This window comes from Rhodococcus sp. no. 34 (genome assembly GCF_054589475.1).
Genome location: NZ_BAAILK010000035.1, coordinates 642,659 through 655,524 on the forward strand (window position 1 = coordinate 642,659; position 12,866 = coordinate 655,524).

General features: G+C 64.4%; 14 protein-coding genes. 4 read left to right on the forward strand and 10 right to left on the reverse strand.

Features of this window, described 5'->3' with window-relative positions; genetic code table 11:
• Both ACYP01_RS16250 and ACYP01_RS16255 read left to right on the forward strand, forming a co-directional pair.
• The coding region (locus ACYP01_RS16250; RefSeq protein WP_459681146.1) for an NUDIX domain-containing protein at positions 1 to 640 on the forward strand (640 nt) is incomplete at its 5' end.
• 19 nt (positions 641 to 659) lie between these two features.
• The gene (locus ACYP01_RS16255) at positions 660 to 1,121 is read left to right on the forward strand and encodes a DUF6389 family protein (RefSeq protein ID WP_459681148.1); all 462 of its coding nucleotides are present in this window, start codon (positions 660 to 662) and stop codon (positions 1,119 to 1,121) included.
• Positions 1,122 to 1,154: 33 nt separating this feature from the next.
• On the opposite strand, the gene ACYP01_RS16260 is transcribed toward ACYP01_RS16255, so the two are convergent.
• Both ACYP01_RS16260 and ACYP01_RS16265 read right to left on the reverse strand, forming a co-directional pair.
• On the reverse strand, positions 1,155 to 1,649 hold the full coding sequence (locus ACYP01_RS16260) for a DinB family protein (RefSeq protein WP_459681150.1): 495 nt from the start codon (positions 1,647 to 1,649) through the stop codon (positions 1,155 to 1,157).
• Between the two features lie 133 nt (positions 1,650 to 1,782).
• Positions 1,783 to 2,277 (reverse strand): hypothetical protein, encoded by a 495-nt coding sequence (locus ACYP01_RS16265; protein ID WP_459681152.1) that lies wholly within the window; start codon positions 2,275 to 2,277, stop codon positions 1,783 to 1,785.
• Positions 2,278 to 2,398: 121 nt separating this feature from the next.
• Between ACYP01_RS16265 and ACYP01_RS16270 the strand changes: the two genes are divergently transcribed.
• Positions 2,399 to 2,740, forward strand: coding sequence for a VOC family protein (locus ACYP01_RS16270; RefSeq protein ID WP_459681155.1), 342 nt, complete (start codon positions 2,399 to 2,401; stop codon positions 2,738 to 2,740).
• Positions 2,741 to 2,913: 173 nt separating this feature from the next.
• The gene (locus ACYP01_RS16275) at positions 2,914 to 3,285 is read left to right on the forward strand and encodes an SdpI family protein (protein WP_047272349.1); all 372 of its coding nucleotides are present in this window, start codon (positions 2,914 to 2,916) and stop codon (positions 3,283 to 3,285) included.
• 44 nt (positions 3,286 to 3,329) lie between these two features.
• On the opposite strand, the gene ACYP01_RS16280 is transcribed toward ACYP01_RS16275, so the two are convergent.
• The 8 genes from ACYP01_RS16280 to ACYP01_RS16315 form a co-directional block, all read right to left on the reverse strand.
• Positions 3,330 to 4,364, reverse strand: coding sequence for a HEAT repeat domain-containing protein (locus ACYP01_RS16280; RefSeq protein ID WP_459681157.1), 1,035 nt, complete (start codon positions 4,362 to 4,364; stop codon positions 3,330 to 3,332).
• A 13-nt stretch (positions 4,365 to 4,377) separates the two neighbouring features.
• A complete protein-coding gene (locus ACYP01_RS16285) occupies positions 4,378 to 5,043 on the reverse strand; it encodes a HEAT repeat domain-containing protein (protein ID WP_459681159.1) in 666 nt (221 codons plus the stop codon).
• 68 nt (positions 5,044 to 5,111) lie between these two features.
• Positions 5,112 to 6,977, reverse strand: a complete 1,866-nt coding sequence (locus ACYP01_RS16290) for an SIP domain-containing protein (RefSeq protein WP_459681162.1) — start codon at positions 6,975 to 6,977, stop codon at positions 5,112 to 5,114.
• A 9-nt stretch (positions 6,978 to 6,986) separates the two neighbouring features.
• Complete coding sequence (locus ACYP01_RS16295; protein ID WP_459681165.1) at positions 6,987 to 8,429, reverse strand: salicylate synthase; 1,443 nt, start codon at positions 8,427 to 8,429, stop codon at positions 6,987 to 6,989.
• On the reverse strand, positions 8,426 to 10,045 hold the full coding sequence (locus ACYP01_RS16300) for a (2,3-dihydroxybenzoyl)adenylate synthase (protein WP_459681168.1): 1,620 nt from the start codon (positions 10,043 to 10,045) through the stop codon (positions 8,426 to 8,428). Before ACYP01_RS16300 ends, ACYP01_RS16295 begins: the two co-directional genes overlap by 4 nt.
• Positions 10,042 to 11,343, reverse strand: a complete 1,302-nt coding sequence (gene entS / locus ACYP01_RS16305) for an enterobactin transporter EntS (RefSeq protein ID WP_459681170.1) — start codon at positions 11,341 to 11,343, stop codon at positions 10,042 to 10,044. Before entS ends, ACYP01_RS16300 begins: the two co-directional genes overlap by 4 nt.
• A 41-nt stretch (positions 11,344 to 11,384) precedes the next feature.
• A complete protein-coding gene (locus ACYP01_RS16310) occupies positions 11,385 to 12,419 on the reverse strand; it encodes an ABC transporter substrate-binding protein (protein WP_459681172.1) in 1,035 nt (344 codons plus the stop codon).
• Between the two features lie 161 nt (positions 12,420 to 12,580).
• Positions 12,581 to 12,866, reverse strand: a 286-nt coding sequence (locus ACYP01_RS16315; RefSeq protein WP_459681174.1) for a hypothetical protein, incomplete at its 5' end; no start/stop codon positions are given.

Consider the following 12,866-nt stretch of genomic DNA (forward strand, 5'->3'; position numbering starts at 1 on the left):
CCGGGGTCGCACCGGCCTCGACCGAACAGGTCTCGGGCTGCACGGTAATCCGAACGTCGAGGTCGAACGAGTCGAGGTCACCTCAGACGGTTGGCATGTGTTGCGTCGCAGCACCTTCACGTACCGGCGACGGGACGGCACTCTCGAGACACAGCAACGAGAAACCTACGACCGTGGGAACGGCGCGACGATCTTGCTGTACGACACCGAACGGCGCACCGTCCTGTTGACGAAGCAATTCCGCTTTCCCGCTTACGTCAACGCACACCCCGACGGAATGCTGATCGAGACCGCAGCCGGTTTGCTCGATGCCGACACGCCGGAAGTAGCCATTCGGCGAGAGACGAGCGAAGAGCTCGGCGTCGCGATCGGTGAGGTGCAGCATCTGTTCGATCTGTACATGAGCCCCGGATCCGTCACCGAGAGAGTGCATTTCTACGCCGGCCGATACAGCCCGGCGGACAGAACCGGCAGTGGTGGCGGGGTACCAGACGAAGGCGAGGACATCGAAGTCCTGGAGTTGCCGTTCGACGCGGCACTCGACATGGTCTCCGGCGGAGAAATCGTCGACGGTAAGACGGTCATTCTTCTTCAATGGGCGGCCATCTCGGGGGCACTGACTTCGAAGTCGATTGCCTGAATTTCTATATCCTGTGCCGATGGAACCTGCTGAGTACAGCGACGCGCTGAGGTCTGTCCTCGATACCGTGTCGGCGGTAGTGAGCGATCGACTGGCTGCGATTCACCACGCGGCAACCCCGCGCACCGAAGGGATCGTCATCGATGTCTCGGTCGATCAGGACGGCGAGGGAACATTCGGCGTCTGGGCACGATTCGAGGGTCTAGACGCATTCAGCCTGAATCAGCAAATCGGTGATGAGAGAGAGCTATTCGGCGTGATCTGGGGCGAGGAAGGCTGGGAACCGCCGGTTCCGCATCGACCGCGAAAGTGGTCACGTGTGGAACTCGAGAATGTTGTCGTCGGTGTCGTGGCCAAATGGATCGACGGGCTCATTCCCTCGGCCGCCACCGGACTAGCTTGGGAAGTAACGACTCCCGGCGGAACTGTCGACGCTGTACTCGTGGGCCCAGAGATCAGCCGTGGACATTCGCCTCGGTGAAAGCGCGGAAGCATCGGCGAACATGTTGCAGCGTCAGCGGCCGGTCGCACCGTCGATCAGTTCGCGGAGGATGTCAGCGTGCCCGGCATGGCGCCCGGTCTCTTCGATCATGTGCACGAGCGCCCAGCGGACACTGGGAGCGGGTCGTTTCGCCCCCGGTCGCGGGATGGGCGCGGCAAGATCTGTGCATCCGTCGAGAACTGCGTTGGCACGCTCGACCGTCTCGCGATAGCGACTGACGACACCGTCCACGCTGTCTTCCGATGACGGCTGAAACGTCGCTTTCCAATCCGTCACGTTTTCTGCGAGAAACATCGATCGTTCGACGAAGGTCAAGTGATTGACCAGCCCGAGCAAGGTTGTCCCCGACGGAACAATTGTGGTGCGCACCTGAGGTTCCGGAGCACCCTCGACCTTGGCAGCGATCGAATCACGCAAGTAGTCGAGAAACGCGCGTAGCGTATCGACCTCGCTATTTCCGGCCCGGGGCGGTGGGGCATCACGGCGGCTGCGACGCGACGTTGCCATGGTGGTTCTCCTTCCTCGGTGAAGAACGACATAGAGGCTTCATTCCTGGGTGGGCAGAACCGATCCTTCCGAATTCACTCCGATCCCGCATCAAATTTTGCCGTTGCGGCAAAGGCCGGCTTCATCGCCGGTATCACCGCGCCGAATGCAGGTCGTGCACAAGTTGGGGCCTCCGCAACTTGCCGACCTCGAAAGGCCACCGCCGCAGCGGATAGGCGAGACGAGCCACGAAGTAGTTGGCGTACTCGGCGACGCCGAAAGCCCACACCGCCACGACGCCCACGGCCGCGCCGGAGTCATCTGGTAGCCAGATGACAACGCCGAGAAGAGCTATCGCCAACAAGAGAACATCGAGGACCCGAAACACGCGGTAGAGCGCTGCGAGGCGGGCCGGCATCGGGGCCTGCTCGACCCAGCCTCGTGCAAGCAGCCAGTAGACACCTGCTTGTACGAGTATCACAAGCAGTGGGGCCAGCGCCGACCACAATGCAGCGGAGTCTTTCGGGCCTTCGAGCCGAGGCATGACTACGCCGACAGCCGCAGCGGCAAACACTCCCGCGGCGGCCAGTTCGCCGAGGCCGAGGCTCAGGTACCTGCGTCGCAAACTCTTTCGCCGTTGATCTACCACGCAAGGAACCCTATCCGCCGATCACTCCGCAGCGGGTGCGCAGCAGCTGCAGGGCTTTGCCTAAGATCGATCGAAAGGCAGTCACGTGTAAAGAGGTTGGTGTGTGATGGTGCGATTGGCCATGGTTACGTTCGATGCAACGGATGCCCGATCACTTGCCACCTGGTGGGCGGAGCGATTCGGCGAGGCGAGTACCGATGGTGACGAAGATTTCCTGACGGTGACGGCCCCGGATCTCCCACTCACTCTCGGTTTCCAACGGATCGATCAGGCTCGCAGCCAAAGGAATACGGTTCACCTCGACTTCGACCTCGAACCGCAGGATCCTCCGCGGGACGAGGTCGTCGCGACGTTTGTGGCGGCAGGAGCAGCCCACATCGAGCGCCATGAGTCGGGCGGATCAATTTGGGACGTGTTGGCGGATCCGGCGGGAAACCTTTTCTGCGTGGGTGATCCGCATTAGGGTCTGTCTGACAACCAGTCCGAGATCGAGTCCACTGCTCATTCGGCAAAGCTTGAAAGTGCGTCACCCGCACAGCCGTACATGCATTCGTTCGCATACGGTCGGGTGTGTCCCAGCGGCAACCCAGACTGGAATGTCCGCTGTGTCAAATCTGCCGATAGGGGGCTGGACGGGTGGGATCGCCTGATTTGCTGGGTCTGACGGCCTCGCTGTCGTCGTCGACGCTTGTCCTCGCGTTCGTTGCCGGGATTCTTCCGCGAGTCGTCGGTGATGAACCGAATCCCGTTGTCGGCATACGCACGAAGGCGACGATCTCGAGCCCCGAGGCGTGGCAATTGGCCCATCGGATTGCGTGGCCCCTTCTACGCCGGACGGTGTGGACAGCCGTAGTGGGACTGTGCATGCAGGTCGCCATCGGTGTCGTGACAGGTTTCGGATCTGTGGTGTCGGCTGTCGCCTCAACAGTCGTGTTTCTAGCGGTGCTCCTTGTCCTGCTCTGTGCAGCGTTGAAGGGCAACGCCGCGGCAAAATCGTTGCGGCGCTGACCACCCAGGCCCGCAGTTGTCAGAGGTGCCCTAGTTCTCCGATTTCAGTTCCCGATACGCGGTCGTTCGCGTCGGCGTGGTCCACGGTCCCGCATCGCGAGGATCGCCGCTGCCGTGGACGCGACCGTCTTGTCGTCGTCGCGTGTCAGCCGGGCGAGCGCTTCCCGGGCCGCCGCGCCGGGAATCTCAGCGAGTGCCTGCGTGATTCGCAACCTCGTCGGGGCGTCGTCAGTGCCGTCGAGCCCTGCCTGCACGGCATCGACGACCTCACCGCTTGTCGGTGAGTGCTCCGCGAGAAGACCGAGCACCTCTCCGGCCTCGACGTCGCGTCGCCCGTCGGCGACCATCTCGAGGAGAGCGGGCATCGAGACGGCCTCTCCGCGAGATCCGAGGGTGAGAGCGGCATCAGCGCGGACTATCGCGTCCGAATCATCGAGAGTTCGCTTCAGCGCCCGAGTTGCTTCCTCGGTGTGGATCCCGGAGATGGCCGACGTCGCGCGGCGTCGAACCTCGACGTCCTCCGATCCGAGGCCCTTCGTGAGACCTGCAAGGCCCGCACCTTCGGTCCTCGCCAACGCCCACTGCAACGCTCCGGCCACGTTGGCATCCTTCTCCGACAGGATGGCCTCGACGAGTGCGTCGACGGGCAACGCCGCATTCAGCTCCTGCGACAGGATCGCTTGCTGACGATGAGCAGCGAACTCGGATTCGAGTGCACGCAACAGCGAGACCATGCGCAGGACGTCGTCCCACTCCGAAGGGGCGCTGGCATCGACCCTTTCGAGTTTGGTCAGCAATTCCTCCTCCGCCGCGATCCGTTGCCGAGTGTGTTGCATGAGTTCACCCACCAAATCGGCCGGCGCGAAGTCGGGTTCGTCCAGTGCACGCTTGGCCTCGTTCAACGAGAGCCCCAACGTCCTCAAGCTCTCGACGTGGAAGAGTCGACGGATGTCGTCGGCGGAGTACTCCCGGTAACCGCCGGACGTGCGGCCCGTCGGCTTCACCAGTCCCAAGGTGTCGTAGTGACGCAGCATCCGTGTGCTGACACCACAACGCCGCGAGACCTCGCCGATCAACATCCGTCTCCCCTTCCTACGCGTCCGGTCCGATTGCGGCGACGCGCTTCGCCAACTCGTGTGAGAGAGCGAATCCACCGTCGGGATCGTGCCAGAGTTGCTTTGTAGCATCAGCATGCGCTCGGACACGCGGATTCGGGCTCGTACCGGCCGCGTCGAGCACCGGGAGCACAGCCTCGCCGAGCCCGGTCAGGGCGCGGCTCAGACTGAGCTGCATCTGCAGTTCACCCCGACCGAGTTCTGTGGCCAGATCGGCCGCGAGTGCGCCCTCGTCTCCCGCCGGCACGAGAGCCACAGCCGCGCGCCACGCACTGCGCGCAACCTCGTCGTCCTGGTCGTGGACCAGCGCAGAGACCTCGGGCCACGCGATCGGATCGCCGATCTTGGACAAAGTGTGGAGCGCCTGACTGCGGGCTTGCGAGCCATCAGACCCGAGCTCACGGATCAGCCTCGGCACCGTGATTTCGGCCGGCAAGCGGCACAACGCCCAGGTCAGCATGTCGCGGACGAAGAAGTCCGGCTCGACGGCGCACCGATCGATCAGGGCATCCGTCAGCTCAGGGTCCGGGCGCGTGCCGACAGCGAGCGCGGCGCGCAGCCGAACCGAGGGATCGGCCGCGGCCAATGCGTCGACGAGGTGAGCATTCTGTCCACCATGGTTGGTTGTGTTCACGACAACCACCTCCTTCGTCGACCATTGGAGTCCTTGTCACTGTGTCAAGGTCAAGCCGGTGAAGGACGAGGTCGAGTTCAGGACTGGCGGCGCAGGTCCAGAACTGCGATTCCCCAGCCGACGAGTCGGGATGCCGACACCACCAGACCTGCATCTGCCGCGACAGCTGCAAACTCGGATTCGGTACGAATTCCGGTGCCGTGCATGCAGAGCATCAGCAGGTCGAATTCGGCAGCGTCCTCACTGATCGAGGTTCCGGCGGCACCTTCGTCGAGCAACCGCTCGACAACGATGATCTTGCCACCGGGCACAACGGCATCGCTGGCTGTACGGAGCAGCAGGCTCAGGTCGTTGTCCGGAAGACGCCCGGTCGCTTCGAGGAGGAGGTACGCGTCGAACGGGTCGGCAGTCACCGGCGCGAGAACACTCTGCGTCAGATGGCTGATCCGGTCCGACACCGCGGGGTCGACGTCCTTGTCGATCCGTTCGAGTTCACTGGGCAAACCAAGGACCGTTGCCGCGAGGTGGTGTTCGGCACCGAGTACGGCGTTCATCACGACCCCGGAACCGCTGCCCGCGACCAGGATGCGTGTGACGTCGGTGAGGGGATATTCGGCCGCGAAAGCCGATCCCAGAAATGCTGCCTCGTCGGCGATGTGATGGTGATGCTTGTCGGCCAGCAGTGGATGGGCGTCCAGGTCTTCGTCGAGGGTGCGGCCGGTAACGGCACTGATCGCGGCCGTTCCGGATCGAACGGCGCCGACCAGGCCGGTGATGGACAACTCGACCCGTGCCTCGATTCCCTCGAGGTCGAGCCAGTTCGTGACCCACTCGTCGCCCAGCATCGCCTCACCCACTTCGCCGAGGGTCAGCGTCTCCCCTGCTCCCCGGGCGAGAACCTCGGTGGCGATCAGGTAGCGGACGAACTTCGCCAAGGCTCGAGAGTCGGTTCCGGTACGAGATGCCAACTCGCCCAGATTGTCGGCGCCTTCGGCAACGTGGTGAGGAATGCGCAGAGTGTTTGCCGCCCTGATCGCGAACGGAGAGACGATCTCTGCCCGCTCGGCGAGTTTGTCGAACGGTTCGGTCGTCGCGGCCGCGAGATCGGGCACGGCGGGATCGTCGGCGAGAGTGACGACCTCTGCACGCCGCCAATAGCCGGTGATGTCCACCATCTCCGCCGGCAACTGACGCTCTTCACGCAGATACCGACGAATCCCCTTAAGCGAGGTGGATTCTCCGGCTACCCAGGCGAACACGGCGCCGTCACGCCACGGTACGGAGCGCACGGCCTCCTCGAGCGCTGACGGTTCACCAGCCGGACGGTCTTCTCGGCCTACCCGGGTGAGCGAGACCGAAGCCGCACTGGGCAGATCGAGAGTGTGCTCGGCTGAAGTGACCTCGACAACGACGCGAGCGTCCAGACCGGCGGGCATCTCTTCGAGCCAACGCGCGATTGCCGGTATCGCAGTTTCGTCTCCGACGACGAGTACCCAGTCCACATCTTCCGGAGCACGCCCCGAACGAACCGGTCCGAGCAGATCGATGGAGTCGCCCGGCAGGCACCGTCGTCCCCAGGTGGAGGCGATTCCGGTCTCGTGGGTGACAAAATCGAGAGTCAACTCGGCGGCCTTGGGATCGAACTTGCGCACGGTGTAGTTGCGGGTGACGGGCTTGGGGTCACGTGGCCACTCGACCGTGCGTGCGCGCTGCTGCGGAAGCACCACTTCGCCGGACTCGGTGGGAAAGAACAGTCTCACGAAGTCGTCGAATCCGGAACTGCACAGCGCCGGGAACTCGAACCCGTCCTTCTCGAACGCGACAAGTTCCGGGCCGCGCAGGACGATGCGTCGCATCCCGGCGTCGATGTCGGACGTCTCGACGACCGTGGCACGCCGGATCACCTCGGGATGCACCAACTGTTGCCGGTGGGATCTGGCCATGTGTCGCTATTACCCTTCTACGTCGAATGCGCTTACATCGAATGCGTCGGTGCCGCTCACTTCGGTGCCGCCCACTTCGACAGCACTGGGATGCTGCCGTCGAATCAGATACGGTGCAACGCTCGTGAGCTTCTCACAGGTCTCGTCGAACTCTCGGTCCGGAGTGGACTGCGCGACGATCCCTGCCCCGGCACGCAACCACGTGCGTCCTTGCTGCTGGTAGACAGCACGGAGAACGAGGGCGGCTTCAAGTGTCCCGGTAGACGAGGCGCGAACCACCGCCCCCGAGTACAGGCCGCGTTCGCCGTTGTCGAGTCGTGCGATCGCATCGATGGACTCGCGTTTTGGGATTCCCGACGCGGTGACGGCGGGAAAGACGGCCGCGAACGCATCCCAGGGCGAGAGGTCGTCGCGTAACTGGCCACGCACGGTCGAGGCGAGGTGCTGCACACTGCCACGTTCACGAACACTCATGAAGTCGGTGACCGTGGTCGAGTCGCCGGTAGAGACTGAGGCGACCTCCCGGAACGCGGTGCGGACCGACACTGCATGTTCGGCAATCTCTTTCGGGTCTTCCTCCAGATCATTGCGGGCTGCCGCGTCCGCCTCCGGTCCCGCACCGAGGGCACGGGTCCCGGCAAGCGGTTCGGCCGAGACGCATCTCCGGCCGTCGACGGCGACGACGAGTTCGGGGCTGAATCCTGCCGCTGCGATGTCTCCGACGTTCAGCAGAAAGGAGCGGGCAGGGGTGTTGGCGAGTCGCCCGACACGGTAGGTATTGGGCAGATCCACATCGAAAGTGACCGGAACCGTCCGGGAGAGAATGACTTTCGTGTAGTCGCCACGACGCACTTCGTCGATCGCCGCGGCGGCGCGTTCTCGGTAGCCATCGGTGTCGGTGGAGACGTCGACGGCACCTGCCGACGGTGGTGCCACGGCGGTCACGCGCCGGAGGACACCGGTGAGTGCGGCCGCGTCGGCGGGCGTACCGCCGGTCACGACGATGTCGTCGCCCTGGGATCGGCCGAAGGTGATTTCGACGCGCGGGATGATCAGGTGCGCCAGGGTGGACTCACCGAGCGGCCGGCCCGCCGGCACGCAATGGGTGTACGCCGAGAACTCGAAACTCACCCAGCCGTAGGCATTCCAATGCTGAACCGGCAGTCCCGCAAGCGCGCCTTGGAGTGCAACTGCCGGGTCGTTCGACCACTCGGACACGCTGTCCACGCCGTCCCAGGTGGTGGTCACGGTTCGGCCAGTCATCACCACGGAGCCGAGAATTCCTGCAGCGATCACCCAGTCCCCGTGGTTCTCGTAGACCACGTATTCCTCGAACAGACCGGATTCGGCAAAGGCGACGACCCTGGTGAGGTCTCGGTCGAATAGGTTCCCTGCCGGGCGACGGGAAGGATCGAGATCGGTGTCGAGATCGTCGACGGTCGATGATGTCACGAACGGCTCCCGACGGCGGCGACCAATGCGTTCTTGTCGATCTTCCCGACTGCGGTCATCAACAGCGACGGGCGAGTCACCACACGATCGGGAAGGGTGTTTGCGGCGCATCCGAGACCGACGAGGAAAGATCGCAACTCCCCCAGTGTCGGTTCGGTTGTGCGGGTGACGATCACCGCGCACACGCTCTCTCCGAGATCACGGTCCGGGACGCCGACCACCGCGACCCTGGACACCGCAGGGTGGGTGAGCAACAGGTCTTCGAGAGCGTCTGCGGCGACATTTTCGCCGCCCCGGGTGATGACGTCTTTGATCCGGCCGGTGACGATCAGGTGGCCGGTCGCGAGCATGCGGACCTGGTCGCCACTTCGGTAGAACCCGTCGGCGGTGATCGCGGTCCGATTATGTTCGGCGGCACGGTAATAGCCGTTGATGGTGTAAGGCCCGCGGGTGAGAAGTTCTCCCACCTCGCCCGGTAGGACGTCGTCACCGGCCTCGTCGACGATCCGGATCTCGTCGAGTTCGGACAGAGGACGGCCCTGCGTGGTCAGCACCAGATCGTCGGTGTCGTCGAGGCGCGTGTAGTTCAGCAATCCTTCGGCCATGCCGAACACCTGCTGCAGGGTGCATCCGAGGGCGGGCCCGACGAGTTTGGCGACCTCCGGGGTGAGCTTGGCTCCGCCGACCTGCAGTAACCGAAGGCTGGAGAGATCGGCACTCTCCCATTCGGTTGCTTCACACCACAAATGGGTCAGGCTCGGCACGAGAGCGGTCACGGTGACGCCGTGCTGTTCGATCAGTCCGAACGTGTGGTCCGGACTCGGATCGCGCGTCAGGACCACGGCGGCGCCGACACCGAACGCACCAAGAATGCCGGGGCAGGCAAGGGGGAAGTTGTGGGCCGCGGGAAGGACCGCGAGATACACGTCGTCTGCGGCGAGCTCACATACCTGCGCGCTGGCTCGGGCGTTGTACGCATAGTCGTCGTGGGTGCGGGGAATCAGCTTCGGCAATCCGGTGGTTCCGCCGGACACCAGTAGCACAGCGACGTCTCGTGAGTCGGCCCGATCGAAGGTGCGGCGCTCGGCGTGAACATCGGCAAGCGCGGTGAACTCCGCCGCGTCGCCGTCGACGAATACCGTTGTCACACTGGGGACGGACCCGACGACCTCGCGGGCGAGGTCGCGGTAGTCGAAACCACCGTCACTATCCGCGATCACGTACGCCTTCGCCTCGGACAAGCCGGCCAGGTGCACGATCTCGCGGGCGCGGTGGGCAGGCAGGGTCAACACCGGAACAGCGCCGCATTCGAGCAAAGCGAGGAGCACCACGACGAACGAGGGCGTGTTAGGCAGTTGAACGACCACCCGATCTCCCGCATCGATGCCGCGTCCGGCAAAGCCGGCAGCGGCAGAACGTACGCGGATGGCCAACTCGGAGTATGTCAATGCCCCGTCGGCACCGACCACAGCTCGGCGTTCCGAGTGATCGGCGACCCAATTGTCGAATTCGGCGGGTATGGCACGCCCGTGCCAGAGACCTGCGTCGACGTACCGTCGGGCCCGGTCGACGGAAAACGGTACGACGTCGATATTCGTGGAGAGCTCTGCGGTCATCGTAGTTCCTCGGGTTCGAGTGATTCTGTGCCGGAATGCTCGGGTGCGGCGTCCGGCGAGCCGCCCTCGACCGTGTGGTCGACGTAGTCACGTAGTGATGCCAACGAGATCAGTGCAAGTACAGACAGCGACACCATGATGACGCCGTACACGATCAAGGCGGTGGAGGCGACGAACACGGTGCCGATCAGACCTGCGACCGCCGACCCCACGGACAGTCCGAATACGTTCTGTGCGCTCCACAAACTGTTCGCGCGGCCGAGCAGCCGGTCCGGTGTGTTGGTCTGGATCACCGTGTACGCCACGATCTCCTGAACGGCACCGAATGCCCCGGCCACGGCCAACAGGACGAGCGCTACCCAGACCATCGGTGCCAGTCCGACTCCGGCGAGCGCCAGGAAACTGGCCGCGAGCGCGAGCACGAGGACGTAGCCCTTGCGCCGCACCCTGCTGATCCACCCGCTGGCCACCGATCCCAGGGCCGCCCCGACTGCGGTCGCGGAATACAGCAGGCCGGCGGTGCGCGGATCTCCGTCGAAGCGTTGCTCGACGAAGGCCGGGATGAGTACCCCGACGCCGCCGCCGAGCAAAGCGATGGTTCCGACGACGAGAACCGACCGAACGATGTTCCGGCTCAACGCGAACCGAAATCCTCCGGTGAGGGACGCCCACGGCGACTCCTCGTCCGTCTCGTCCGGCCGCAATTCCGGCAGAGTCGCCAGAAGTGGAACAGTGAGCAGGGTCCCTGCTGCGGCAGCCCAGTAGTTCCAGGTCACCCCACCGGTGGCGATCACCACGCCACCGAGCGCGGGGGCCGCCATCATGCCGAGCTGGACGGTGAGTGCGTTGATGGCTCCGGCCGCGGCGAACGAGTTCTCCGGGATCAGTGCAGGAGTCACGGCGAGGAGCGCGGTGATGCTGATAGCGCCGATCGCACCGTCGACGGCGCCGAGTGCGTAGATAGCCCACACACTCGGGTCCGCCGACGCCGCGTTCAGCGCGAGCCCGACAAACGCCAGGCCGCACAACGTTCGGGTCCATACGATCAGTCGTCGTCTGTCGTACCGGTCGGCAAGTACGCCCCCGGTGAGCAGACCGACCAGGGTGGCGACGCCCGTGACCGTCGACGCGAATCCGACGTGTGCCGTCGATCCGGTCAACGCGAAGATCTGCACGGGCACTGCGACGATCAGCATTCCGATTCCGAACACCGCGATGGTGCGTGCGATGACGATGCTCCGGAACGGCGGGCTCTCGCGCAGTGGCGACAGGTCCAGCAGTAGAGCCTTGCCGCTCATGGTGTTTCCTCCCTGGCCGTTACCCGGCCCTTGTCCCTCGACTATCCCTTGACGTTTCCTGCAGCGGTGTTCAGCACCGTGGCGACGTCGTCGAGGATGTACGGGATGGTCAGGACCGTCAGTCCGCCGAAGGCGAAGTTCTTGTCGACACTGAAGTCCTTGGTGGATGCAGTGCGGCCGTCGACGATCACCGGCTGTGCGGCAACCAAAGGCTCGGCGAGGAACGCGTTCAGCGAGTCCTTGTCGTAAGCGACCACGAACAGCACGTCGGCCGCGATCAGGGGCGCCTGCTCGGTGCTCAGCTCGAAGTACACAGCCTCCGGGTCCTTGGTCGGATCTGCCTGCTGGATCGTCGGCTCGTTCTTCAGTCCAAGCTGTTCGAGGAACTCGACGCGCACGTCGGCGTCCTTGCTCACAGCGAACGTGCTCGGGCTGTTCGGGAGTGCGATGGTGACGGTCTTACCCTGCAGCGCAGGGTTCTTCGCAGCTGTCGCGCTGATCGCGGCGTTGGTCTTGTCGATGAGTGCGGTTGCCTCGGCCTGCTTGCCCAGCGCCTGACCGGCGATGGTCACCTGGTCCTGCCACGATGCCGTCCACGGCTCGTCCGGGAAGGACACCACAGGCGCGATCTTCGACAGCGCGTCGAATTCCTGCTGAGTAATACCGGAGTACGGGGCGAAGATGAGATCCGGCTCTGCCTTGGCGAACTGCTCGATGGGCGCCTCGCCGGTTCCGTCACCCGACAACAAGGTCGGCTGCTCGCCACCGAGCTTGTCGAGCGCCTCGGCGTCCCATTTCAGGATGCCCTTCTCGTCGGCCCCGTACTGAGGTCCGGCGAAGGTCGGCATCGCGACGGGGACGACACCGAGGGCGAGGATGGCGTCCTGGTTGGACCATCCCCAGGTTGCGACCCGCTTGGGCTCCTCCTTGATCTCGGCCGTGCCGAGAGCAGACGTGATCGTCACCGGGAACGCGGCATTCGCTGCCGACGAAGTCTCGGTGCTACCGCTGTCGTCGTTGCTGCTGCAGGCCGCCATTCCGGCAACCAGGCCACATGCCGCCAGTACAGCTACCATTCCGCGGACGCGCTTGCCGCCGGTCCGATTGCGCCGCTCTGACGGCCCTCTTCCCATAATCCTTTTCACTCCAACACCTCTCGACCGATCGATCTGCTCATACACCCCCAGCGGGTGACGGCGCCTAACGTAGCACGAAGGTTACCCTTGCCTCAGATTCATTAGCCCCCGCCACCACCGGAAACGATCGCGGCGACGGATCGCAACGCCGCTGCCCACGCGTCGACCAACCGTGGCACCTCAGCCACCACCGCGGGCGGCCAGGACACCGTGACGCCCAGCGTGGAGGTGGTCAGGCCGCCGGCGTCCCGGCGATCGTGCACGTAACCGTCCACCACCACGGGATGAGAACACGGCACAGTGTCACCGAGCCCGGAATCCATACTGTCGCGCAGCGGGCTTGCCCCGAACCTGCCGCCGTCGTCGTCACCGCCGTCGTCACCGCCG